The following is a 23885-nucleotide window of genomic DNA, read 5'->3' as shown; positions in this document are numbered from 1 at the left end:
CGTATCCGCGGCCGGGTTGACGGCACCCCAACGCGGTGGGGGGGCGCCACCGGTCGGGGTCCCCCTCGCCGCCGCGCGCACGGACTGCGGCGCGTCAGTCGAGGAGTTCCAGCAGGGTCTTGGGCCCGGCGGCGTTGACGACGTCGTCGGCGGCGGTGATGTGCCGGTGCCACAGCTTCACCGCTTCCTCGCCCTTGCCGGCCTCGATCAGATTGACCAGCCGGACGTGGGCCCGGTGCCCCTTGCGCGCCTGCGCGGTGTGCTCGGGGTTGTCGCCCTCCGCCGCCACGTGGGCCGCGTTGGCGCGGTCCACGATGTACCGGAGCATGCCCGCCAACAAGATCAGGGTCTGGTTTCCGGTCAATTCCACGATCAGCGCGTGGAACCGGTCCTGCGCTTCGACGAGCGCGTCGGGGTCGTCCAGCGCCGCCTTCTCGGCCTCCACCGCGTCCCGCAACTGCTTCACGACGGCCTGGGACGGCCGCTCCGCCAGCGACCGCACGCACGCCGGCTCGATGATCGCACTCGCCCGGAAGACATCCCCCAGCGTCGTGTCGTTGTACTCAAGAATGAGACCCGCGTAGCGCGCCGCCACCTCGGGGTCGGGCGCGCTCACCCGGGCGCCCCCGTGCACGCCGCGTCGCACTGTGATCAGCGACTCCGACTCCAGCACGCGGAACGCCTCGCGGAGGGTCGGCCGGGAGACGCCGAACTCCTCCATCAACGCCGATTCCGACGGCAGGGCGGCACCCTGCTCCAGTTCGCCCCGCACGATCTGCCTGCGCAGGGCCCCCGCCACCAGTTCCGCGGTCTTGGGCACGCGGACCTGGCGTCCCACACGTGCCCGCCCACGGGCGACCAGCCCTGCGGCGGGAGCCGGTACCGAGCCAGTCACCGAACGCGCCACCTCTGCCAACGCCCACACCCCCACAAGAACAGACTTTCAGTCAGATGATTACGCCAAGCTCAAACAAGACTACCAGTGAGTCCTATAAGCGATCATCGGCACACGCGTCAACCGGTGGTCGTTTCGGAGGGCGGCCGGGGGACCTTGCCAGTGCCCGATAGAGATGTCACGGGCGACCGGCTCGACCGGATCGAATCCCATCTGGCCATCGGACAACTGCCCATCCGCTATGCGATCGCGGTGGATTCGCGCGATCTGGACGCCTGGACGGCCTGCTTCCGCCCCGACGTCGACATGGGAAGGCGCGGCGTCGGCCGCGAAGCCCTGCGCGGCTACATCGAGCCGCTCGTCCGAGGGTTCTACAGATCGATTCACCAGATCTGCGGTCATCGCATCGAATTCGTGGATCGCGATCACGCCACCGGGGTCGTGTACTGCCGGGCAGAGCACGAGGTGGGGGACCGGTGGATCGTGATGGCGATCTGCTACCTCGACGACTACGTCCGCATGGACGGTGAATGGTTCTTCTCCCGCCGCCGGGAGAAGCACTGGTACGCCGCCGACGTGACCGAGAGGCCCCAGGCCGTGGATTTCTGCTCCTGGGACGGAGCCTCGTCCCCCAACCTTCCGGCGCACTTCCCGTCCTGGGGCGAGTTCTGGCAGGACGATCCGCCGGCGGGACGGCTGACGGCACGTCCTTGAGCCCTGGACTTCGACCGACATCACCAACGAAGGAGCCTGATATGTCCGAGAAGCTGTGCGACGGGCGCGTCGTGGTCATCACCGGTGCTGGCAACGGCCTGGGCCGGGCGCACGCGCTGGCGTTCGCCGCGGAGGGCGCCAAGGTCGTCGTCAACGATCTGGGGTCCGGGCGCGACGGCGACGGGGCGTCGGGCGGGCCGGCCCAGCAGGTGGCCGACGAGATCGTCGCCGCCGGGGGCGCCGCGGTCGCGAACACCGACGACATCTCGTCGTGGGACGGAGCCGGCCGCCTGGTCCGCCAGGCCGTGGAGGAGTTCGGCGGCATCGACGTCCTCGTCAACAACGCCGGCATCCTCCGCGACCGCATGGCCGTCTCGATGACCGAGCGGGACTGGGACAGTGTGGTCGCGGTGCACCTGAAGGGCACGTTCGCGACCCTCCATCACGCGGCGGCGTACTGGCGCGAGCAGGCGAAGAAGGGCCTGCCGGTGGACGCCCGGGTCATCAACACGACCTCGCCCTCCGGCCTGTTCGGAAGCGTCGGGCAGACGAACTACGGCGCGGCCAAGGCCGGCATCGCGAGCATGACCATCATCGCGGCCGCCGAGCTCGCGCGGTACGGCGTCACGGTGAACGCCGTCGCGCCGACGGCGATGACCAGGCTCACCGAGGACATCGAGATGATGCGCCAGGCGGCCGAGACCACGGACCTGAGCCCCGAGGCGATCTCCCCGCTGGTGGTCTGGCTGGGGTCCGCGGCGTCCAAGGACGTGACGGGCAGGGTCTTCGGGGCGATGGGCAACCGGATCACCGTCCTGGAGGGCTGGGTCAACGGTCCGGCCGTGGACTCCGCCGAGCGGTGGGCCCCCGCGGCGCTCACCGACGTCGTGCCCGGGCTCGTGGCGAAGGCCGCGCCCAACGCCGACGGCCTGGGCAACCGCACGTGAAGTGGAGCACGTCGGCCCCGGTTGCGCCGCCCTCGCTTGCACTCGGAGCGCATCCCAGTAAATAATCTAACTAAATAAGTCATATGAACCTAGATCGGGAGTGCCCGTGGACTTCGCTCTGACGGACGAGCAGGAGATGCTGCGTGCGACGGCACGGCAGTTCGTCGCGGACGTGTGCCCGGCAGAACGCGCCAAGGAATGGGACGAGCACTCCACGGTGCCTCCCGAGCTCTTCAAGGGCATGGCCGAACTGGGCTGGTTCGCACTGCCGTTCCGCGAGGACGAGGGCGGGGACGGCGGCGGGCCGGTCGAGTTGATCGTCATCGCCGAAGAGCTGGGCAGGGCGAGTTTCGACGTCGCGATGTGCTACATCGGCGTCCTCATCCCCGGACTGACCGTTTTCCGCTGGGGCAACGAGGCCCAGCGCGCCTTCATCCGCGAGCGCGTCATGACCGGGCGGCACCGTCTCGCCGTCGGGCTCAGCGAGCCCGACAGCGGGTCGGACGCCGCCGCGCTTCGCACGCAGGCCGACGACCAGGGCGACCACTTCCTGGTGAACGGCCAGAAGGCCTGGTGCACGGGCGCGGGGCTGCCCGACACGACGATCGCGACCTATGTGCGCACGGGGCCGCGGGAACCCAAGCACGCGGGCATCAGCCTGCTGCTGATCGACCCGTCCGCCGACGGCGTCGAGGTCCGGCGCACCCCGACGCTGGCGCGCCACATCCTCGGCACCAACGAGGTGTTCTTCAACGACGTCCTGGTGTCCAAGGAGAACCTCGTCGGGCCCCAGGACGAGGGATGGAAGGTGATGCTCTCCAACATCGAACTGGAGAAGGTCATCATCACCGGCGGATACCTCGGCGCCGCGCAGGCGACCCTGGACGAGATGCTGGCGTTCGCCCGTGAGCGGCATGCCTTCGGGCGCCCGATCGGCAACTTCCAGTCCCTCGCTCATGCGATGGCCGACCTGCAGACCGAGATCGACTCGGCGCGCCTGCTCGCTTACCGGGCGGCCTGGCTGCTGGCCCAAGGGAAGCCGTGCACTCGCGAGGGCTCCATGGCGAAGCTCAAGGGGTCGGAGACCTACGTGGCCGCCGCCCGCCTCGGCATGCAGGTGTGCGCCGGCCACGGGTTCTCGACCGAGAGCGTCATGAGCTTCCGCTACCGGGAGTCGATCGTCGCCACCATCTCGGGCGGCACCAGTCAGATCCAGCGCAACGGCATCGCGCGCAGCATGGGCCTGCGCAGCTACTGAGAACGCACACCACAACGCCGGTCCGGAAGCGACCGATGAGGAGGTACGCCGATGGGACACCTGATCGATCGGTCGCTCGCCGATGCGGCGACGGCGGGGGTGGATCCGGCCAAACTCGAAACGCTCCTGCGCCGGGTGAGGCTGGCGGTCGAGGACGGGCCGCTGCCCTCGGCACAGGTCGCCGTCGCCAAGGACGGCCACCTCCTTGCTTTTGAGACCGTCGGCGACGCCGATCCGGGGACCAGGTACATCCTGCAGTCGGTCGGGCGTTCGGTGGTGGCGGGCGTGGCGTGGAAGCTCCTGGGCGAGGGGCTGGTCCGCCTGGACGAGCGAGTCGCGGAGATCATTCCCGAGTTCGCCACCAACGGCAAGGAAGCCGTGGCGGTCGAGCATGTGCTCACGCACACCGCTGGATTCCCCTTCGCGCCCCTCGGACATCCCAAGATGTGCGACCGCCGGGAGCGCCTCGCCGCCTTTGGCAAGTGGCGCCTGGACTACCCGCCGGGGACGCGGTTCCAGTTCCACCTCACCTCCGCCGCGTGGCTGATCGCCGAGATCGTCGAGCGGCGGACGGGCCTGCCCTTCGCGCGGTACCTGCACGAGCGGGTCGTCAGGCCGCTCGGGTTGTCGAGCATCGAGCTCGGTGTTCCGGTCGAGCGCCAGGCGGAGACCGTGGCGCCGATGATCGCGACCGACCGCAGGAGCGAGGAGGACGAGGCCGACCCGTGGGGCCCGTGGTACCTGTCGAACTCGGAGGTGCTGGCCGCGGGCGAACCCAGCCACGCGCTGGTCGGGACCGCGGCGGACGTGGCGCTCTTCTTCCAGGCCATGGAGCACTCCGACCTCTGGCCCGCCGGTGCGGTCGCCGAAGGCAGGAGGATGCGCTTCGCGGAACGGCCCGCCGGCGACGAGCTGTACGGTGGCGGGGACAAGCGCACCGGGATGGGCCTGTTCGTCACGGTGGCGGGTCCAGACGCGGGTAGCAATCTTCCCGCGACCGGTTCGGCCGCACTCTACGGCAACAGCGGCGCCGCCTACCAGCTCGCGTTCATGGATCCCGAGAGCGGGCTGTCCTTCGCATGGCTCTGCAACGGCTATCCGCTGTCGGGATACGACCGGACGTCTTGGGGAACGGCTCTGCTGGCCGGGGTCGCGGACCTCGCCGCGGACCTCTCCTGAAGCGCCCTGTGGCACGTCACCGCGCACGGGGCCGGGCAATGCCGGCCGGCCCCGTGCGCTTTCGGGCGCCGGCGTGAAGACGGCTCTCTAGCCTGTCGCCGTCGACAGACCCTCGCGGAGGATGTGCTTGCGAATCTTCCCCGAGGCGGTCAACGGGAACTGATCCACGAAATGCCAGACCCGCGGAACCTTGTAAGGAGCAAGCCGGGCGCGAGCGAAATCCTCCAGATCCGACGGGTCCGCCGTGGCGCCGGCGGCGCACCGGACGAAGGCCGCCACGATCTCTCCGAGGCGTTCGTCCGGGAGTCCCAGGACGGCCACGTCCGCGACCGAAGGGTGCTCGAGAAGGGCCTCTTCGACTTCGCGCGGGTAGATGTTCTCGCCGCCGCGGATGATCACCTCTTTGCTGCGGCCGTGAATGCGCAGGACGCCGTCGGCGTCCATGCTGCAGATGTCGCCGGTGCGGAGCCAGCCGTCCGCATCGATGGCCTGCGCGGTCTCGTCGGGACGGTCGTGATACGCGGTCATGTTGAGCGGCGACCGAATGAGGAGCTCTCCGTGCTCACCGATGTCAGCGGTCCCTCCGCCGAGGCGTTCGATGCGCACTTCGCGATGGGCGCACGGGCGGCCCAGCGTCTCCGCCTTGACGACATCGCTGTCCGACAGGTCGGTGGACGTCGCATAGGGACTCTCTGACTGGCCGTAGGCGATGCTCAGCTGGACGCCCAGGTCGGTCTCGAAGCGCCGGATCAGCTCAGGCGGCACCGTCGATCCGCCGCCGCAGACGACGCGGAGGCTGGTCAGATCCCGGGTGTGCAGGTCGGGGCTCGCCAGGATGTCGGTCATCATCGTCGGCACCAGGCCGAGGATCGTGGTTCTCGACCGCTCGACCAACTCCAGGACGGTCGCGGCGTCGAAGGTGGGCGCGAGCACGAGAGCGGCGCCCACCGAAGCGGCGGTGAGCACGGCGCAGACCGAGGCGCCGACGTGATGGAGCGGCAGCGGCGTGCAGTACACCTCGGCCGTTCCGGGCTCGTGGAGTTTCGCCATGCCGAAGCGACCGCTGTTCACGCAGGCGAGATGGCTGAGCACGGCTGCCTTGGGACGGCCGGTCGTCCCAGAGGTGTACTGGAGGAGGAAGGGAGCCTCCGGAGTCGGCGTCGGCAACTCCGAGGGGCCGGACCGTGCGGCCGTGCGCCAGGCGTCCATGCCGACAACGGGACAGGGCTCGGCCAGCTCGCCGGCGAGCTTGATCGCCCTGTCGCGCAGAGGCCTGCCGCGATGCTCGTCCGCGGCGATGATCAGCCGCGCCCCTGATTGGCGGAGCTGGTACGCGGCCTCGGCGTCGGTGAGGTTGGGGTTGATCGGCACCAGAGGCGTCGCCGCCAGTGCGGCCCCGTACTCGATGACCACCCAGTCCGGTGAGTTCGGGGCCCACACGGCGACCGGGTCACGGGGGAGATCAGGGAGAGGACGAGGCCGGCGGCGCGCTCCGCTCCCTCCAGCAGGGCGCCCCACGTCATCTGGGCGATCCGCGCTCCGTCGGGCCACATGAGTGCGGCGCGCTGAGGATGTCTGCCCGCCAGGTCGCGGAGGAGCTGACCGACGGTGATCTCCCAGAGGGGGACAGTGGCGTCGGCCGGTCGGTGCGCGGTCGTGAGCGGAGCGACAGGGACGGTCGCCCGTCCTGCGCCGTCCCCCTCCGGTTCAGGGGTGATCGTATGCACCACCGTCACAGCCCCAGGGAACGTCCGACGATTTCCTGCATGATCTCCGAGGTCCCGCCGAAGACGCGCTGGACGCGGTTGTCGCGCCAGATGCGGGCGATCTCGTACTCGTTGACGTAGCCGTAGCCGCCGAAGAGCTGCATGCAGCGGTCGATGACCTCCCATGCGGTCTCCGACGTCCAGTACTTCGCCGCCGCGGCGTCGTCCGCCGTCAGGTGCCCCTCGACCAGCGCCATGATGCAGCCGTCGACGTACCCGCGCGCGGCGTTCAGCTTCGCCCGGGCGTCGGCGAGGGCGAACCTGTTGGCCTGGAAGCTTCCGATCGGCCGGCCGAACGCGGTCCGCTCGCCCGCGTACTGGAGGGTGACGGTGAAGGCGCGTTCCGCGGCGGCGAGGGACGACACCGCGATCGCCAGCCGCTCGGTGGGAAGGTTGCCCATCATGTGGTAGAAGCCACGCCCCTCCTCGCCGATCAGGTTCTCCGCGGGGACCCGGACGCCGCGGAAGAACAGTTCGGCGGTGTCCTGCGCCTTCATGCCCACCTTGTCGAGCTTGCGGCCCCGCTCGAAGCCGCCGGCCCCCCGCTCGACGACGATCAGGCTGATGCCCTTGTGGCCCGCCTCGGGGTCGGTCTTGCAGGCGACGACGACCAGGTCGGCGAGGATCCCGTTGGTGATGAAGGTCTTCGACCCGTCGATCACCCACTCGTCGCCGTCGCGGCGCGCGGTGGTGCGGATGTTCTTCAGGTCCGAACCCGCGCCGGGCTCGGAGAGGGCGAGGGCGCAGATGGTCTCGCCGGTGACGACGCCCGGCAGCCAGCGGGACTTCTGCTCGTCGGTCGTCAGGCCGCCCAGGTACGGGGGGATGACGTCGTTCTGCAGGCCGAGGCCGATGCCGACCGAGCCGGTCGCGGCCATCTCCTCGGCCATGATCGCGTTGTACCTGAAGTCGCGGACGCCCTGCCCGCCGTGCTTCTCGGGGAACTCCCAGCCGATCAACCCCGCCTTGCCGGCCGCGGCCCAGGCCTCCCTGCTCACCTGGCCGGCGCGCTCCCAATCGTCGACATGGGGGGCGCACTCGCGTTCGAAGAACGTTCGAGCGGTCTGGCGGAACAGTTCGTGCTCTTCGCTGAAGATCGTACGGCGCATCGGCCGGCCTCCGGGCTTGGTGAGGAGAGGGGCTTCCACTGAGGGGTGGCCCTGAGCATTGGCGTTAGATTAGTGTATATAGCTAAATGATTCAGAGTCACTAGCGTCAATGGAGGTTCGGTGCGGCCGCTCGAGGGATACCGCGTCGTGGAGCTCGGCATCTGGGTCGCGGCCCCGGCCGCCGCGGCGATGCTCGCCGACTGGGGCGCGGACGTGATCAAGGTCGAGGCGCCGCGGGGTGACCCCTTCCGGTACACCCTGCGGCATGTGGGGCAGGACACGGAGGCGGCACCCCCCTTCGAGACCGACAACCGCGGCAAGCGCGGCGTCGTCCTCGACCTCCGGCAGGACGAGGGGCGGCGCGTCATGGACCGGCTGCTGGAGACCGCCGACGTCTTCGTGACCAACATGCGCCCCGCGGCACTGGAGCGCCTCGGGCTCGATCCGGCGGCGGTGCGCTCGCGCCATCCTCGGCTGGTCATCGGGACGCTCACGGGGTACGGCTGGTCCGGCCCCGACAGGGACCGCGCCGGGTACGACGTGTCGGCGTTCTGGGCGAGCTCCGGGATCGCCTCGATGCTGAATCCGGCGGGGGAGGCTCCGCCGGCCATCCGCCCTGGCATGGGCGACCGCGCCGCGGCGGCCAACCTGGTCGCCGGCGTTCTCGCCGCCCTCCTGCGCAGGGAGCGGACGGGAGAGGGCGGCGTGGTGGACGTCTCGCTGCTCCGGTCCGGGACCTACGCGATCGCGAACGACCTCGCCATCCAGAACTTCTTCGGCAAACGAGGCCGGACCCGCCCGCGCACCGAGCACGAAACGCCCCTGTACAACTGCTACCGCGCAGGTGACGACCGTTGGTTCTGGCTCGTCGGCCTGGAAGGCGACAGGCACTGGCCGGGCCTGCTCAAGGCGTTGGGCCGTGAGGATCTCGAAGGCGACGAGCGCTTCGCCACGGCCCGGGCCCGCCGCCGCAATACGCGGGAGCTGATCGGGATCCTCGATCGCGAGTTCGCCTCCCGCTCCCTGTCGGACTGGGCGGCGAGCTTCGACTCCGCGGAAGTGTGGTGGGCGCCCGTCCGGACGCTGCCGGAGATCGTCACCGACCCGCAGGCGGAGGCCATCGGTGCCTTCGTCGAGCAGCCGGGCATGGCCGGGACACCGTCCCTGCGCACTCCCGCGACACCGGTGGACTTCTGGGAGATGGACGACGAGCCGCGGACCGCGGCCCCTGCTCTGGGCGAGCACACCGACGAAGTCATCGAGGAACTGGGCGCCTCGTCCGCCTGATGCTCGAAGCCGACCTGATTCCGCGACGACTCGCAGAAACCATTGAGGAAAGGACGATGTCCATGCCGGTGCCGAGGTTCCCGGTCGAAGCCGGGCACGTGCTGATGTTCGCCCGTGCCATCGGAGACGACGACACGGCCTACCAAGCCGAACTCGCCGGCCCGGAGGGGCGTGCGGTGGCCCCGCCCACCTTCACCATGGCCGCCGCTCAATTCGATGACGACTACCCGCTGCGGCCCAAGCCCGGCGAGAAGTGGTTCGGCTCCGGCGCCGGGCCGGGCGAGGCGCTCGAAGGCTCGGGCGGCCTTCACGCGGAGCAGCATTTCGAGTACCACCGGCCGGTCCGCGTCGGCGACGTTCTGTCGGCGGAGAGCCGACCGGGCCGGTCATGGGAGAAGACCGGCCGCGCCGGGCTCCTGCGATTCAGCGAAACGATCACCGAGTACCGGGACGCCCGGGGCGACCTCGTGGTGACGGCCCGCTCGGTCGGCGTGCTGGCGGAAGCGACCGGGTCGGCCTCGGAGGCCAAGGACAACGGAGGGAACTGCTGATGCCCGTCCGCAGCGACGAGATCAAGGTCGGCGAGTCGCGGGAGCGTGTCGTCGTCGAGGACCTCAAGCGAACCCGGATCGTCCAGTACGCGGGCGCCTCGGGGGACTACAACCCGCTTCACACCGACCACGAGTTCGCGACCGGGATCGCTGGATATCCCGGGGTGTTCGCCCACGGAATGCTGACCATGGGCCTGACCGGCCGCGTCCTCACCGACTGGTTCGGCAGGGACTCCATTCTGCGCTTCGGTGTTCGTTTCAAGGCGCAGGTGTGGCCGGGGGACACGCTCACCGTGACCGCGACCGTCGAGGAGATCACGGCAGATGAGGACGGCTCCCTGGCGGAGCTGTCCGTCCGGACCGTCCGCCAGGACGGCGCCGAAGTGGTGAGCGGAACCGCCGCGGTGCGGCTCGAAGGGGTGGCCTGAACCATGACGACGTCGACCGGAGACCCGACGGCGGCAGAGGGCGCCCCGGCCACTCCCGATGAGCCGGTGATCCTCAGCGAGCGGACCGACGACGGGGTGCTCGTGCTGACCCTCAACCGGCCAGATCGCCACAACGCGTGGACCCTGGAGATGGAACTGCTCTACAACGAGCTCTTCGAGCAGGCGGAGACCGATCCGCGGGTGCGGGCGGTCGTCATCACCGGGACCGGTCGCAGCTTCTGCCCCGGCATGGACATGGCGGTGCTGGACGCGGCCTCGTCCGGTGCCAAGCCGTATCCGACCGACAAGCTGCCGCCGCGCACGCGTCCCATTGACCTGCCCAAACCCGTGATCGCCGCGGTGAACGGGGCGTGCGCGGGCATCGGGTTCAACCAGGCGCTGATGTCGGACGTGCGGTTCGCGGTGCCGAACGCGAAGTTCGCCGCGGCCTTCAGTCAGCGGGGCCTCGTCGCCGAGGACGGGGTCGCTTGGATCCTCCCTCGCGTCGTCGGGTTCGGCCACGCGAGCGATCTGCTCCTGTCCTCCCGCCCCGTGACCGGCACCGAGGCGCTGGAGATGGGGCTGGTGAACCGCCTGCTGGAGCCGGGCGAACTCCTGCCCGCGGCCGTGGAGTACGCGGGCCGGCTCGCGCGCCAGTGCAGCCCTTACGCCATGTCGCTGATCAAGAGGCAGTTGCGCGACGACCAGGCGCGCAGCTTCGCCGACGGCAACCAGGACGCCCGTGCCCTCCTCGTCGAGGCCCGGAAGGGCCCGGACTACCGGGAAGGCGTGCGCAGCTTCATCGAACGGCGGCCTCCGCGCTTCGCGGGACTGGGGAAGGGCGAGTGAGCGCCCCGGAGAAGGCGCCGACCCCAACGAAGGAGAGCCGCTGGGGTGCCGGCCGTCTCGCGGGCAAGGTGGCCCTCGTGACGGGGGCCGGTCAGGGCGTGGGACGCGGAGTCGCGATGGCCCTGGCCGCTGAAGGGGCGGCAGTCACGATCACCGGCCGTACGGAGAGCAAGCTGCGCGCGGTCGCCGCCGAGATCGAGGACCGTGGCGCCCGGGTGCACTGCGTGGTCGGGGACGTCGGGCTGCGCGAGGACGTCGAGCGCATGGTCCACGCGTGCGCCGAGACCTTCGGCCGGCTGGACGTACTGGTCAACAATGCCCAGTCGTCGGTGCAGCGGCTGCTGAAGGACACCGATGACGACGATGTCGACCTCGCCTACCGCACCGGCCCGCTCGCCACCTTCCACGCGATGCGCGCCGCGCTGCCGCACCTGCGGAAGTCCGCCGGAAGCGTGGTGAACTTCGGTTCCTCGGCGGCGGTGGAGGGCGAACGCGGGTTCGGCTCCTATGCGATGGCCAAGGAGGCGATCAGGGGGCTGACGCGGGTCGCGGCCCGGGAGTGGGGGCCGTACGGCATCCGCGTCAACGCGATCTGTCCCGCGGCTCTCAGCCCAGGTGCCGAGGAGTTCCGCGATGCGGATCCGGACCGCTTCGCCCGCATCATCGCGCAGATCCCCCTCGGCCGCATGGGCGATCCGGAGGGCGACATCGGCCGGGCGGTCGTCTCACTGGCCTCCGACGACATGGCGTACCTCACCGGCGCGACGCTGATGCTGTGCGGCGGGAGGACCCTGCTCGGCTGACGTTCCGACCGCGCGAAGTGTGGCCCTCGTCACCTCTAAATAGTACGATAGTTCAACTCATCCTTCTATTTGAGGTGGTGCGATGTCGGCGGAACGGTACGAGCCGAGGCTGTCGGCGCTGATGATGGCGGTGCGGGAGATGCCGTCGCCGCAGTCGGTCTACCGCGACAAGGCCAGGCTGCGGTTCGAGCGGGCCGAGGGGGCGGTGCACCTGTACCGGCACCGTGACATCGTCGCCGTCAACCGCCACCCCGCCGTCCTGGGGAACGGCGGGCGTGGCGGCAGCTTCGCCACCGACCTGCCGCTCATCCCCCTGGAGATCGACGGGGAGGACCACGTCAAGTGGCGGCGGCTCCTCGACCCCCTGTTCGCGCCCAAGCAGGTCCGGCTCTTGGAAGACGCGATCCGGGCTCTGGCCGGCGAGCTCATCGACGCCTTCCTGCCCAAGGGCGAGGTGGAGCTGTACTCGCAGTTCTGCGTGCCCCTGCCCTGCCTCACGTTCCTGCGCCTGGTCGGAGCGCCCGCGGAGGACCTCGACTTCTTCCTGGACTTCAAGGAGGGCGTCATCCACCCGCAAGGCGACACCATCGAGGAGATGGACGCCAACATGCAGGCGGCGGGCGCGAAGCTGTACGGCTACTTCGCCGAGTACCTCGCCGGGCGCCGCGCGGAGGAGAAGCCGCGGCAGGACGTCATCGGGGCGCTTCTGGCAGCCGACATCGATGGGAAGCCGCTCACCGACGACGAGCTGCTGAACATCATGTTCCTGGTCATGTTCGCGGGACTCGACACGGTGACGGCATCGCTGTCCTGCCTGTTCGCCTGGCTGGCCGGTCACCCCGAAGAACGCGGGAGCCTCGTCGCCGACCCCTCTCTGATCCCCGGCGCGGTGGAGGAGCTGATGCGCTTCGAGTCCCCCGTTCCGGGGGGCACCCGCTACGCCACCGCCGACATCGACCTGGGCGACGGACTCGCCATCCACGCAGGAGAGGCGATCCATGCGGTGTGGGCCGCGGCGAACGTCGATGAAACGACCTTCCCCGACCCGCTCAGCGTGGACATCCACCGGTCCCGGCACACGCACATCGCCTTCGCAAGCGGCACCCACCGTTGCCTCGGCTCTCACCTGGCGCGCCTGGAACTGAGGCTCGCGCTGGAGGAGTTCCACCGGCGCATCCCCGAGTACGAGCTCTCCTCCGACGGGCAGATCGTTTACGACAACATCGCCGTGCGCATGGCCAAGCACCTGCCCATCACCTTCAAGCCTGGCAACTGACGAGCAGAGCCGTCCGAGCAACGTCACGAGCCATCGCCGAAAGGAGCGCCATGCGCATTCACTTCGACCGCGAACGCTGCGCCGGCCACGCGCAGTGCGCGATGACCGCGCCCGACGTCTTCCCCCTCGACGACGCCGGGTACTGCGACCTGAAGCCGGAGACCGACGTGGAGCCCGGCCAGCAGCAACAGGCCCGCAACGGCGCCCGTCAGTGCCCGGAAGGGGCCATCACGGTTCTGCCGGACTGAACCCCTCGCTCCGCGGGCGTTGGGAGTCTCCTGGTGGGGAGGCCCTCAACGCCCGTCCGCTATTCGGCCAATGCCTGGTCGCGGAGCAGCTTGCGGACGCTGCGAGCGTTCTCAATGGTCGTTCGTGCGTCGGCGTCCCCCGGAATCAGGTTGAACGACCGGCATCCCGCCCGCACGTACCCTTGCAGGGCCTCCGCCACGTTCTCGGCAGTCCCGTACGGGGAGTAGCGTTCGAACTTTTCAAAGGGCGTTCGGTAGATCTGCTCCATGCTGGCGGCCAGTGCGCTGCGGGCTCGTTCCGGGGAATCGTCAAAGCCGCACCAGACGTGCATGCCATGCCGCCGGTTATCGATCCGGCGCCCCTCGGCCGCCGCCCAGAGATCGATTTGTGCGCACGCCTTCGCATATCTCTCGGGACTGACCCATAGGCCGAGCCAACCGTCCGCGTGGAGCGCGACGCGGCGCAGCGCGGCCTCCGAACGGCCCCCGACCACGATCGGTACGGGCTCTGACGGAACCGGACGAATACAGACGTTCTCCATCGGAAAGAACTCGCCCGACGCTGTCACCTCCGCGCCGTCAAGCAGCGCCCTGACGAGGCCGAGCGATTCGTTCATCCGCCGCCCCCGCGAACGGGGATCCACACCGCAGGCGCGGTACTCCGCAGGGTCCTCACCTCCGACGCCAACGCCGAACAGCACACGCCCCGGGGCCAGCTCCGCCAACGACGCCACCTGACGCGCGACCGGGACGGGGTGGCGCAGCGGCAGCAGGTAGACGGCGGTCTGGATCGTGATCCGGGTGGACACCGCCGCCAGCGCCGTGGCATGCACGAGGCCGTCGAAGCCTTGGCCGCCTTTGAAGGTCACGTGGTCGCCGACGCAGAGCCGATCGATTCCGGCTTCCTCGGCGCCGGCCACGAAGTCCCGAAGTGCCGCGGCGTCACTGAACAGCCCGTGCGGAACACGCACGCCCACCGTGATCTCGTTCTCCATGTCTCCTCCTCGAACGTCGACTTCTCCAGGCGCCGGTCAGGCGCCCATGCTCAAGCCCCCGTCCACTGTGATCACCGAACCGGTGATGTAGGCGGCGCGCTCGTCGAGGAGGAACCGCACGGCGTGGGCGAGTTCCGCCGGCTCCCCGCGACGTCCCAGAGGGATCATCGACCGAATGCTCTCCTGGTCGGCGGCGTCCATGGCATTCGTCATGTCCGTCTCGAAGACGCCGGGGATAACCAGGTTGACCGTCACGCCCTTGCGAGCCGTCGATCGCGCCAGCGAACGCGTCAATCCGAGGAGCCCGGCCTTCGCTGCGGCATACCCGGCCTCCATCGGGTTGCCCATCGTGGCCGTCACGCTGCCGATGTTGACGATGCGCCCGAACCGTCGCTCGGTCATCGGAGCGAGCACGGCCTGGGCCAGGTTGAAGGGGCCGGTGAGATTGACCCTCAGTGCCTCGTCCCATTCCTGAGGTGTCATGTCCCGCGCCTTGTTCTCCACCAGGAGTCCGGCGTTGTTCACCAGATGATCGACGCGGCCATGGCGGGACAGCACCTCGCGGACCAGGCCGAAGCAGAAGTCGCGGTCGCCGACATCCCCTCGGTGCGGGGAGATCGAAGCGCCGGCGTCCGCAAGTCCCTCGGCGAGCCTGCGGGCGGACTCATCGTCCGTCGCGAAGACCGCCACGACATGCATTCCGTCCAAGGCCAGCAGCCGGGTGATGGCTGCGCCGATCCCGCGCGTCCCGCCGGTGACGATGGCCACCTGGCCGTTCCTGGTCATGCATTCTCCGTATTCGCAAACAACGCCGGATGTCGGACTTCGACCCCGCCTCAACACTCCGCCCAGCGCGGTGGACGCTTTTCGGCGAACGCGCGCGGCCCTTCCACGGCGTCGTCGCTCTTCATGAGCTGGGCATGGTGTGACGCGGTCAGGGCCCATGCCTCGGCTTCGGGCAAGCGCGCCGTCTGGTAGACCACGGCCTTGCTCAGGCGGACCGAGAGCGGGGCGTTGTCGGCGATGCTCGACGCCAGGCCGAGAGCGGTCGCGAGCACCTCTCCTTGCGGAGCGAGGGTGTTGACCAGGCCCCATTCATGGGCGGTCGGCGCATCGATCGGCTCTCCGGTCAACAGCATCTGCAGAGCACGCCGCTGTCCGACGATGTCCGGCAGACGGATCAGGCCGCCGCCGCTGGCGAGCAGGCCGCGTTTCACTTCGGGCAAGGCGAACCGGGCATGGGAGGCGCTGACGACGAGGTCGCAACCCAGCATCAACTCCAAGCCTCCGCCGTAAGCGAGGCCGTTGACCGCCGCGATGACCGGTGTGGCGAGGCGCTGCTGGACCAGCCGTGTCACGACGCGCGTCCCGCGGCCGGACGAAGAGCTGCTCGCGTTCATCTCCTTCAGATCACCGCCGGCGCAGAAGGCGCGCTCGCCGGATCCGGTGATGACGATGGTCCGCACATGCGGATCGGCGTCCGCCAGGGCGAGAGCCTCGCCGAGCCGGTCACCCAGGACGGCCGTGAGGGCGTTCAGGGCATGTGGTCGGTTGATGGTGAGGACCCGCACGTACCCGTGATCGGCCACGAGCAACTCCCCGTCCGCCCCGGGTACCGAGGCGTCGCCGAGTTGATGCATGAGCTCAGCTTAGTTAAATGATTCATCTATATCTAGTCGGAAAGGGGCATCTGCAGATCTGTGGCAACCTGCCTCACCAGGCGGCCGGCCGTGACCAGAACCAGAATCTTGCGCCGGAACTCGGGGGCATAGCTTCTAGGCACCGGGGGCGCGACAGTCCCACCTCAGAAGCCTGCACGTGTTCTCTAACCGTTTGGCGGGGTGGCGAGGTCGCGGAGGAGGTCACGGGTGCGTTTGCGGGACGCGGCGGGGTCGGGGCCGGCGGGGACGATGTTGGCCCAGATGTCGGTGGCGCCGGCGTCGAGGAGGGATCGGAGTTGGTTGCGGACGGAGGTCTCGGTGCCGACGATGGCGGCGTCGGCGGGGGTGGCGGCTCCGCCGAGGGCGAGGATGCGCTGGTAGTTGGGTGCGCCGGCGTAGGCGCCGGAGGTCGCGGCGACCGCGTTGCGGGCTTCGGTGACGTCGTCGTGGACGGCGATGGGGAGTCCGGCGACGATGCGGGGCGCGGGCCGTCCCGCGTCGGCGGCGGCGGCGTGGATGTGCGGGGCGATGTGGCCGTCGATCGCCTTGACCGGTGCCATCCACAGGATGGTGCCGTCGGCGTGCCGGCCGGCGGCGCGCAGCAGCCGGGGCGACAGAGCCGACAGCAGGACGGGGACGGGGTGGGGGAGGGGGGCCATGCGGTCGGTGCTGCGGGTCGTCCAGTCCTCGCCGTGGAAGTCGACGTCCTCTCCGCGCAGGAGCCGGGTGAGGATCCGGGTGTACTCCTCGGCGTTGCGGCCCGGGTGGTCGTAGCTCATGCCGTAGGCGTCGCGAACGATCGATGCGTGGGAGGGGCCGATGCCCAGGGTGAGGCCGGGGCGGCCCATGGTGGCGGCGGCGGACGCGGCGCGGTTGGCCTGGAGCAGCGGGTGGCAGGGGTAGGTCTGCAGGACGGCGGTGCCGAGTTCGATCGTCGAGGTCTCGCGTCCGGCGAGGGCCATCGGGGTGAGCGGGTCGCCGCAGACGTTGCTGGCGTACCAGAGCGAGGTGAAGCCGTCGTCCTCGGCCCGCCGGGCCTGGTGGACGATCTTGTCGGGGGTCGACGCGCCGCCGGTCAGGCCGATGCGCATGGGGTTCCTCCGGTGCCGGTGCGCCCCGTGCGGAAGGCTTGCCGCCGGGTGGGGCGAGGCGGTCAGTGGACGACGACGCGGACGCGTCCGAGGTCGGGGATCGTGGCGAAGGGGGTGGCGGCGTCGCCGTCGCGCTGGGCGGTGGCGCGCAGGGCCGGGTAGTAGGTGCCGGGCTTGGTGTAGGTGTAGGTCTGCCGGACGTGCACGCTGGGACGGGGCGGGCCGCCGAAGCGTGCGGGTGTGAAGGTGCCGCCGCCGGTGAAGTCCCACGCGGTCGCGACGATCTTGCCGGTGCCGGGCGGGGTCTGGATGGTGGCGGTGAAGGTGACGGGCTTGCCTGCGGGGACGTCGATCCGGTGGCGTCCGTCGGCGGTCAGGGTGACGACGGGCTGGATCCCGTGCCGCTGGGCCGGTGTTGCGGGCACGGTGACCTGGCCGCCGGTGACGCTGTAGCGGGTCGATTGCGGGGGCGCTATGCCCTTTTCGGCCCAGGCGCTGACGTCGCGGAGGGCCTGCTGGAGGATGCCGGTGTAGTCGAGCAGGTTGGTCTCGTGGGCGCCGATGTGGTCGGCGTTGTCGTTGAACCAGACGCGGAACTCGTCGTCGTAGCGGCTTCCCAGGGCGTTCCTCACCTGCTGGGCGTACCAGTCGGCGTCCCAGGGGAACGCGTCGGTGTCGAGCAGGTTCGCGACCTCGATGACCTTGCCGGTGATCCTGCCGGTGTGGGTGCCGCCGCCGCTGACCTCGCCGGAGATGACCGGGCCGATCTCGATGGGGCGTTGCGGGTAGATCGGCTTGCCGGTGGAGTCGCGGAACTGGTCCCAGGCGGTGAACCCGGACCGTGCGGGGACCTGGTGGCGGTGGTAGGTGAGCAGCGCCAGGTTCCAGCGGTTGTCGATGCGCAGCTTGCCACCGGCCGCGATCGCGTCGAGCGTCTCCGAGGAGTTGCCGGTACCGATGGTGAAGGTCCTGGTGGCGGGGTCGAGCGAGCCGGTGACCGTGCCGATCGTGGTGCCGTCGGCACGGGAGGCGGTGACGTCGAAACCGAGCTTGTTCGGGTCGGCCGGTGCTTTGTCGAGGGTGAGTTTGGTCGGGACGTCGTGGTCGTCGTGCTCGACTTCGGTGATGGTGGCGGTCTGGTCGATGCGCGCGTTGCGGGTCAGGTCGCCGAGGGGTGAGCGTTCGGTGCCGAGGTAGCCGGGCTTGCTCCAGAAGTCGTCGGCGTAGGTCGGGTCGATGGCGCGGACGGTGCCGGCGAAGCCGAGCAGTCCTTGCGGATCGTCCAGGCCGAGGACGTAGGAGTGGTTCTCCCAGGCCCGCAGCGGGATGCCCATCCGGGTGACCTCGCGCAGCACCGCTTTCTGCGTGGAGGTGAGACCGGCGAAGGGGTTCCCGGAACCGCCGGGACGCACCGCGTCGGCGATCTGCGGTGCCTTGCCGCGCAGCACCAGCCGGGCGAAGGCGCGGACGAAGAAGTTGTTCGGGATCGAGGTCGGCACCCCGGGGATGAACGGCACCGCGCCGTCCCACACGCCGGTGGTGTTCTCCATCGCGCCGATCGTCATGTACGAGCCGCCGCTGCCGCCGTAGATGTAGCCGTGGATCCGGCGGGACGAGCGGTAGTACTTCGCCGCGACGGTGCGGGAGAACTTGGCGGCGGCCGCGTCGGCGCGGTAGCCCTCGGTCCCGGAGGTCTGCACGGTGTAGGCGCCGCTGTCGGCCCCGAAGGCGATGGACTGCGCGTCGGCGTTCTCGCTTTGCAGCGGGTAGACGAGCTGGAAGAACCTGCCGTCCCAGCGGTTCGCCGGCGGGAGGTAGAGGTTGAACTTGACGTTCGTGCCCTCGAAATGCCCGGACACCTGACGGTGCGGCACCGGGCTGGTCAGGTCCTTCTCACCGTCGATGACCGGGTGGGCATAGAGCGGGTCGACGCAGTCGGCGGTGACCTGCATCGGGCCGCCTGGCTGCGGCTGCGCGCACTGCTGCGGCCCAGACGCGGCCGATGCGGGCATGCCCGGCACCGCTACCGCGCCCAGCAGGACGACGCTGCCCGCCGCGAGCGCGCGGCGCCCGCTCATCGGGACGTCGCTTGGACCGTGGACGACCAGCGGGATCCGGTCTGCTCCAGGGTCAGGGGGCGCTGGTAGGACAGGTCGCCGGCGTCGCGCGTGCCTTTGAGGTAGCCCTGGTCGGTGAAGAACGGCGACTTCAGGACGGAGGCGTCGGCGGTGAACATGACCTCGACCGTGGAGCGGCGCAGGGCGATCCGCCAGCGGCCGTCGCGGCGTTCGAGGCGGTCGAGGTAGCGGCCGTTGATGATCTGGGCGGTGCGTCCGTCCTTGCCGAGCAGGACGACGAGGGAGTAGCTCTCGCAGTGGGCGGTGTCGCCGTCGATGTCGCAGGTGTGGGTGGTGATGTTGTGCAGGTGGGCGTGCGACGTCGCGGCGTGGGCGGGGTTGACCCAGGAGGCGTAGTCGGCGCCGGTGTTGGTGGTGTGTCCGTGCTCGTCGGTGGCGTCGGGGTGGTAGGCGCTGGTGATGAGGTCGTCGTCGTGGCGGTCGCAACCGCGCGCGTGGCGGGCGATGCAGTCGAGGATCTCGGCGCGGTCCTTGAGGTACCACACGTCGCGGCGCAGCGCTTCCAGATCGTCGGCCATCAGGCGACTGCCTCTTCGCCGACGAGGGTGGTGCGGTGCATCAGCCGCCGGGAGGTGGGCTCGAAGGGCAGGGCTCGGTGCAGCATCCCGGTGTTGTCCCAGATGACCAGGTCACCGCGCCGCCACTGGTGGCGTAGGACGAACTGCGGCTGGGTCGCCCACTCCAGCAGCCGTTCCAGCAGCGCCCGGCCTTCGTCTCCGGGAAGCTCCACGACCTCGCCCGCGGTGGCTCCGACGAGCAGGGACTTGCGTCCGTTGCCGCGCGTCCAGACCAGCGGGTGGGTGCGGGAGGGCACCCGGTCCCAGGCGGCGCGTTCCTCGTCGGAGGGGGCCGGGTTGGCGCGCAGTTGCGCGGCGGCGAAGCTGTGCACGACGGTGAGCCCGTCGAGGCGTGCCTTCTCCGCCTCGGGCAGGGCCTGGTAGGCGAGGAAGGTGCTGGCGAATTCGGTGTCGCCGCCGGCCGGGTCGACCTCGCGGGCGGTGAGCAGCGTCGCCTTCTGCGGTACCTCGATGGTCGCACCGTCGATGTGCCAGTGGAAGTTCCCGCGCCGGTAGCCCGCGAGGGTCGCGTTGGTCTTGTTCGGGTCGAGCGTGATCGTGTCGATCTCGGGATGGCGGTGCTCGCTGGTCTTGGCGACCTCGGGTTCGCCGAGCAGGCGGGTGAACGCGACGAGGTCGTCGTCGCCGATGCCGAGCTCGCGGTAGATCACCACCCCGTGCTCGTTGAGGAGTTCCTGGCATCGGTCGGCGGCTTCCTGATGCACCAGCTGGTCGCCGGACGCACCGGTGATCTCCATGCCGAACGGGCTGAGCGGGGTGAACGCAGCGGTCATCGCACCTCCAAGGTAGCTGTACGACCGTATAAGAATGCTTCCGCTACTTCAAGAGAGTATGACTCTCTTCAGATGCCGGCCGGGCCCGGACCGCCGTGGATGTAGAGGGTCTGGCCGGAGCAGAAGCTGGAGGCGTCGGAGGCGAAGAACAGGACGCCATAACCGATCTCGTCCGGTTCGCCAAGGCGGTGCGAGCCGTTGGTCATCGCGATGGCTTCGGGGTCCAGGCCGTGCCGTTCGGCCTCGTCCAGGAGCGTCGCCGCCCGGACGGCTCCCACGGCGATGGTGTTCACCCGGACGCCCTTGCGGGTCCAGGCGGCGGCCAGCGAGCCGGTGAGGTTGTTGACTCCCGCCTTCGCCGCGCCGTAGGGCGCGGCCTGCGGCATGGCGAGCAGGCTCGCGCCTGACGAGATGTTCACGATCGCGCCCTTGCCCTGCGCGAGCATCGGCTCGGCAGCGGACCGGGACAGGAAGAACACGCTGCCGAGGTTGAGCGCCAGGACGTTCTGCCACTCCTCGTCGGTCCATTTCATCGGCGACTTGGTCTGAGCCCCGCCCGCGTTGTTGACGAGGATGTCGAGCCGGCCCATTTCCCGCAGGGTGGTGTCGACGAGCCGCCGGCACTGGTCGGGGTCGCTGACGTCGGTCGGAACGGCGAGGGCACGCCGCCCCAGGGTCCGGACCTCCTTCGCGGTGGCCTCCAGCGGTTCCCGGCGGCGGGCCGCCAGCACGACGTCGGCACCGTGCTCGGCGAGCACCAGCGCCGTGCCGCGGCCGATCCCGGTGCCGCCGCCGGTGATGACGGCCACCCGGCCGTCCAGGCGGAATCGGTCGCTCATGTCACCGCACCTCCGTTGACGCCGATGACCTGGCCGGTGATGTAACCGGCCTCGTCCGAGCACAGGAACGCGCACATCGCGGCGATGTCGTCGCCGGTGCCGAGCCGCCGCGCCGGGATCATCCGGGCCAGCACCTCAGGGCGCGGCAGCAGCTTGGACTCCTGCGCGGCGCGCAGCAGCGGCGTGTCGACCGTGAACGGTGGGATCGTGTTCGCGGTGACCCCTTTCGCCGCGTATTCGAGCGCGACCGCCTTGGTCAGGGCGATCACACCGCCCTTGGACGCCGCGTAGTGCGCCTGCCGCAGCGAACCGGTCTGGCCTGCGGCCGAAGAAATGGTGACGATCCGGCCCCAGCCCCCGGCCGCCATGTCGGGGATCGCGGACTGCAGGCAGTTGAAGGTTCCCGTGAGGTTGACGGCGAGCGTGCGGGCCCAGTCGCCTGAGGTGACCTGCTCGAAGGGCAGGAAACCGGACACGGCCGCGCTGGTGACCAGGATCTCGATCGGTCCCAGCGCGGCGCGCACCTCCTCGAAGGCATTGTCGACCGCGTCCCGGTCCGCCACGTCGACCTGAACCGCGATCGCCCGGCGCTTCTCCGCGCTCAGTTCGCCGGCGACGTGGTCGGCCGCGTCGCCGGCGAGGTCCAGGACGGCGACGTGCCGGTCCCGGCGGGCGAGGTGCTCGCAGATCGCCAGGCCGAGCCCCGAGGCGCCGCCCGTCACCACCGCTGTACGGCTCAAATCGTCCCTCCCGTTTCGACGGCCGACCCTTTCCGAGTCGAAAAGCGTGTGCTATACGAACGTATAGCAAGGGACTATACAACCGTACAACACTGAGCCGAGGAGAAAATGGTGAGCGACGGCGACCCGTACTACGACCCCTACGATGTCGACATCGACCGCGATCCGTACCCCACCTACCGGCGGCTGCGGGACGAGGCGCCGCTGTACTACAACGAACGCCACGACTTCTGGGGGCTGAGCCGCTTCGCCGACGTCGACGCCGCCCTCAAGGACGTCAAGCGGCTCAGTTCCGCCAAGGGCGACATCCTGGAGGTCGTCAAGGCCGACCCGGTCATGCCGCCCGGGGTGTTCATCCACGAGGACCCGCCACAGCACACCGTCCACCGCGCCCTGGTCGCGCGCGCTTTCACGCCGCGGCGGATGAAGATGGTCGAGGAGAAGGTGCGAGCCTTCTGCGTCGCGTGCCTGGACCCGTTCACCGGCTCCGACCGGTTCGACTTCGTGACCGACCTCGGCGACGAGCTGCCCATGCGGGCCATCGGGATGCTGGTCGGCATCCCCGACGTCGAGCAGCCGAAGGTCCGCGACCACGCCCAGCGCAACCTGCGCAACGAACCCGGCAGGCCGCTGCCGATCGACAAGGAGCAGTACTTCGACGGCGGCATGTACGCCGAGTACGTGGCCTGGCGGGAGAAGAACTCCTCCGACGACCTCATCACCGAGCTGCTCGGCTTCGAGTTCGAGGACGTCGACGGCACCGTCCGCAAGCTGTCCAAAGACGAGATCGTGACCTTCCTGACCGTGATCGCCGGCGCCGGGGTCGAGACCACCGGGCGGCTGTTCGGCTGGATGGGCAAGGTCCTGGCCGACCACCCCGACCAGCGCCGCGAGCTGGTCGCCGACCGGTCACTGATCCCCAACGCGATCGAGGAGCTGCTGCGCTACGAGCCTCCCGGCCCGCACGTCGCGCGCTACGCCGCCGAAGACGTGGAGTACCACGGCACCAAGGTCCCGGCCGGTTCGGCGATGCTGCTCATGGTCGCCTCGGCCAACCATGACGAGCGGCGCTTCGAGAACCCCGACCGCTACGACATCCATCGCGCCATCGGAACGCACGTCACGTTCGGGCACGGCGCGCACTACTGCCTCGGCGCGGCGCTGGCCCGCATGGAAGGACGCGTCGCCCTCGACGAGGTCCTGAACCGATTCCCCGACTGGGAGATCGACATGGCCGGCGCCCGCCGCTCACCCACCACGACCGTGCGCGGCTGGGACACGATGCCCGCGATCATCGACCAGAGGTGACCCCATGCTTCCCGACCAGACGGCCGGCGGTGTCCTGGCCGTGCCGCACATCGGCCTGTGCGTCTCCGACTTCGACCGATCGCTCCGCTTCTACACCGAGGGGTTGGGCTTTGAGGTCGCCGAAGGCGCCGCCTGCGGTCGCGCAGGCAGATCGGCTTCACGCACCTGTCGGTGCACGTGGACGACCTTCCCGCCGTGGAGAAGCGGCTGGTCGCGCTCGGAGCCACCGCGATCGAGCACACCCGGACGCACATCCCCATGCGGGGCGGCGCCATGGACGTGCTGTTCCTCGCCGACCCCGACGGCGTTCGCATCGAACTCGTCCAGCACACCCGCTGAAGGGCGGCGGGGGGGGCGCGCCCCCCGGGCCCCCCCCCCCGGGCCCCCCGGGCGAGGAAGACAGGGAAACCCTGTACAACACCGCCGGGCCCCCCGGCGTGGGCGCCCCCCCC

At 69.9% G+C, this 23885-nt stretch carries 25 protein-coding genes and 1 pseudogene; 14 read left to right on the top strand and 12 right to left on the bottom strand.

The genetic code is table 11. The features are described 5' to 3' along the window. Positions 1 to 94: 94 nt before the first annotated feature. Positions 95 to 820, bottom strand: a complete 726-nt coding sequence (locus ABZ914_RS04460; RefSeq protein ID WP_500191592.1) for a FadR/GntR family transcriptional regulator — start codon at positions 818 to 820, stop codon at positions 95 to 97. A 201-nt stretch (positions 821 to 1021) separates the two neighbouring features. Between ABZ914_RS04460 and ABZ914_RS04455 the strand changes: the two genes are divergently transcribed. The 4 genes from ABZ914_RS04455 to ABZ914_RS04440 all read left to right on the top strand — a co-directional run bounded on the left by ABZ914_RS04455 (position 1022) and on the right by ABZ914_RS04440 (position 4993). Continuing rightward, entirely contained in the window at positions 1022 to 1609 is a 588-nt protein-coding gene (locus ABZ914_RS04455; RefSeq protein ID WP_500191591.1) for a nuclear transport factor 2 family protein, read from the top strand. A gap of 41 nt (positions 1610 to 1650) precedes the next feature. Then, positions 1651 to 2556 (top strand): SDR family oxidoreductase, encoded by a 906-nt coding sequence (locus ABZ914_RS04450; protein WP_500191589.1) that lies wholly within the window; start codon positions 1651 to 1653, stop codon positions 2554 to 2556. Positions 2557 to 2662: 106 nt separating this feature from the next. Next, entirely contained in the window at positions 2663 to 3814 is a 1152-nt protein-coding gene (locus ABZ914_RS04445; RefSeq protein ID WP_500191588.1) for an acyl-CoA dehydrogenase family protein, read from the top strand. Positions 3815 to 3865: 51 nt separating this feature from the next. Beyond that, positions 3866 to 4993: a serine hydrolase domain-containing protein gene (locus ABZ914_RS04440; RefSeq protein WP_500191586.1), complete on the top strand. Its 1128-nt coding sequence runs from the start codon at positions 3866 to 3868 to the stop codon at positions 4991 to 4993. An 87-nt stretch (positions 4994 to 5080) separates the two neighbouring features. Here the strand turns inward: ABZ914_RS04440 and ABZ914_RS04435 are convergent, their stop codons facing one another. Then, positions 5081 to 6511: a class I adenylate-forming enzyme family protein gene (locus ABZ914_RS04435; protein ID WP_500191584.1), complete on the bottom strand. Its 1431-nt coding sequence runs from the start codon at positions 6509 to 6511 to the stop codon at positions 5081 to 5083. 214 nt (positions 6512 to 6725) lie between these two features. After that, on the bottom strand, positions 6726 to 7868 hold the full coding sequence (locus ABZ914_RS04430; RefSeq protein ID WP_500191583.1) for an acyl-CoA dehydrogenase family protein: 1143 nt from the start codon (positions 7866 to 7868) through the stop codon (positions 6726 to 6728). A gap of 120 nt (positions 7869 to 7988) precedes the next feature. Between ABZ914_RS04430 and ABZ914_RS04425 the strand changes: the two genes are divergently transcribed. From ABZ914_RS04425 to ABZ914_RS04395, 7 genes are all read left to right on the top strand, one after another. Then, a complete protein-coding gene (locus tag ABZ914_RS04425) occupies positions 7989 to 9155 on the top strand; it encodes a CaiB/BaiF CoA transferase family protein (RefSeq protein ID WP_500191581.1) in 1167 nt (388 codons plus the stop codon). Further along, the gene (locus ABZ914_RS04420; protein WP_500191580.1) at positions 9155 to 9706 is read left to right on the top strand and encodes an FAS1-like dehydratase domain-containing protein; all 552 of its coding nucleotides are present in this window, start codon (positions 9155 to 9157) and stop codon (positions 9704 to 9706) included. Before ABZ914_RS04425 ends, ABZ914_RS04420 begins: the two co-directional genes overlap by 1 nt. Next, positions 9706 to 10134, top strand: a complete 429-nt coding sequence (locus ABZ914_RS04415) for a MaoC family dehydratase (RefSeq protein ID WP_500191578.1) — start codon at positions 9706 to 9708, stop codon at positions 10132 to 10134. Before ABZ914_RS04420 ends, ABZ914_RS04415 begins: the two co-directional genes overlap by 1 nt. A gap of 3 nt (positions 10135 to 10137) precedes the next feature. Beyond that, positions 10138 to 10983: an enoyl-CoA hydratase-related protein gene (locus ABZ914_RS04410; RefSeq protein ID WP_500191576.1), complete on the top strand. Its 846-nt coding sequence runs from the start codon at positions 10138 to 10140 to the stop codon at positions 10981 to 10983. Positions 10984 to 11060: 77 nt separating this feature from the next. Next, complete coding sequence (locus ABZ914_RS04405) at positions 11061 to 11786, top strand: SDR family NAD(P)-dependent oxidoreductase (RefSeq protein ID WP_500191575.1); 726 nt, start codon at positions 11061 to 11063, stop codon at positions 11784 to 11786. 82 nt (positions 11787 to 11868) lie between these two features. Next, positions 11869 to 13062 (top strand): cytochrome P450, encoded by a 1194-nt coding sequence (locus ABZ914_RS04400; protein WP_500191574.1) that lies wholly within the window; start codon positions 11869 to 11871, stop codon positions 13060 to 13062. A gap of 50 nt (positions 13063 to 13112) precedes the next feature. After that, positions 13113 to 13310, top strand: coding sequence for a ferredoxin (locus tag ABZ914_RS04395; protein ID WP_500191572.1), 198 nt, complete (start codon positions 13113 to 13115; stop codon positions 13308 to 13310). 59 nt (positions 13311 to 13369) lie between these two features. Here ABZ914_RS04395 and ABZ914_RS04390 read toward each other — a convergent pair whose 3' ends face one another. The 9 genes from ABZ914_RS04390 to ABZ914_RS04350 all read right to left on the bottom strand — a co-directional run bounded on the left by ABZ914_RS04390 (position 13370) and on the right by ABZ914_RS04350 (position 22125). Further along, positions 13370 to 14305, bottom strand: coding sequence for an LLM class flavin-dependent oxidoreductase (locus ABZ914_RS04390; protein WP_500191570.1), 936 nt, complete (start codon positions 14303 to 14305; stop codon positions 13370 to 13372). Positions 14306 to 14341: 36 nt separating this feature from the next. After that, on the bottom strand, positions 14342 to 15091 hold the full coding sequence (locus ABZ914_RS04385) for an SDR family NAD(P)-dependent oxidoreductase (RefSeq protein ID WP_500191569.1): 750 nt from the start codon (positions 15089 to 15091) through the stop codon (positions 14342 to 14344). 50 nt (positions 15092 to 15141) lie between these two features. Continuing rightward, positions 15142 to 15945, bottom strand: coding sequence for an enoyl-CoA hydratase/isomerase family protein (locus ABZ914_RS04380; RefSeq protein WP_500191567.1), 804 nt, complete (start codon positions 15943 to 15945; stop codon positions 15142 to 15144). Positions 15946 to 16130: 185 nt separating this feature from the next. Beyond that, positions 16131 to 17057, bottom strand: a complete 927-nt coding sequence (locus tag ABZ914_RS04375; RefSeq protein ID WP_500191565.1) for a TIGR03564 family F420-dependent LLM class oxidoreductase — start codon at positions 17055 to 17057, stop codon at positions 16131 to 16133. Between the two features lie 62 nt (positions 17058 to 17119). After that, entirely contained in the window at positions 17120 to 19135 is a 2016-nt protein-coding gene (locus ABZ914_RS04370; protein WP_500191563.1) for a PKD domain-containing protein, read from the bottom strand. Further along, positions 19132 to 19713, bottom strand: coding sequence for a nuclear transport factor 2 family protein (locus ABZ914_RS04365; RefSeq protein ID WP_500191562.1), 582 nt, complete (start codon positions 19711 to 19713; stop codon positions 19132 to 19134). Before ABZ914_RS04365 ends, ABZ914_RS04370 begins: the two co-directional genes overlap by 4 nt. After that, a complete protein-coding gene (locus tag ABZ914_RS04360) occupies positions 19713 to 20546 on the bottom strand; it encodes a TauD/TfdA dioxygenase family protein (RefSeq protein ID WP_500191561.1) in 834 nt (277 codons plus the stop codon). The genes ABZ914_RS04365 and ABZ914_RS04360 overlap by 1 nt, the downstream gene beginning before the upstream one ends. Before the next feature lie 68 nt (positions 20547 to 20614). After that, the gene (locus ABZ914_RS04355; protein ID WP_500191559.1) at positions 20615 to 21385 is read right to left on the bottom strand and encodes an SDR family NAD(P)-dependent oxidoreductase; all 771 of its coding nucleotides are present in this window, start codon (positions 21383 to 21385) and stop codon (positions 20615 to 20617) included. After that, positions 21382 to 22125 (bottom strand): SDR family NAD(P)-dependent oxidoreductase, encoded by a 744-nt coding sequence (locus ABZ914_RS04350; protein WP_500191557.1) that lies wholly within the window; start codon positions 22123 to 22125, stop codon positions 21382 to 21384. Before ABZ914_RS04350 ends, ABZ914_RS04355 begins: the two co-directional genes overlap by 4 nt. Before the next feature lie 108 nt (positions 22126 to 22233). Here ABZ914_RS04350 and ABZ914_RS04345 point away from each other — a divergent pair, with 108 nt between their 5' ends. The 3 genes and pseudogenes from ABZ914_RS04345 to ABZ914_RS04335 all read left to right on the top strand — a co-directional run bounded on the left by ABZ914_RS04345 (position 22234) and on the right by ABZ914_RS04335 (position 23772). Beyond that, positions 22234 to 23433: a cytochrome P450 gene (locus ABZ914_RS04345; protein WP_500191556.1), complete on the top strand. Its 1200-nt coding sequence runs from the start codon at positions 22234 to 22236 to the stop codon at positions 23431 to 23433. A gap of 4 nt (positions 23434 to 23437) precedes the next feature. Next, a pseudogene (locus ABZ914_RS04340) lies at positions 23438 to 23551 on the top strand (VOC family protein); the annotation flags it as partial. Between the two features lie 53 nt (positions 23552 to 23604). After that, positions 23605 to 23772, top strand: a complete 168-nt coding sequence (locus tag ABZ914_RS04335; protein WP_500191555.1) for a VOC family protein — start codon at positions 23605 to 23607, stop codon at positions 23770 to 23772. The last annotated feature ends 113 nt before the right edge of the window (positions 23773 to 23885 follow it).

Origin of the sequence: Spirillospora sp. NPDC046719, from assembly GCF_040645715.1 — a bacterium.
Lineage (GTDB): Bacteria > Actinomycetota > Actinomycetes > Streptosporangiales > Streptosporangiaceae > Spirillospora.
Note: the sequence above shows the minus strand (reverse complement) of the source record. Positions and strands in the feature narration are given on the sequence as shown.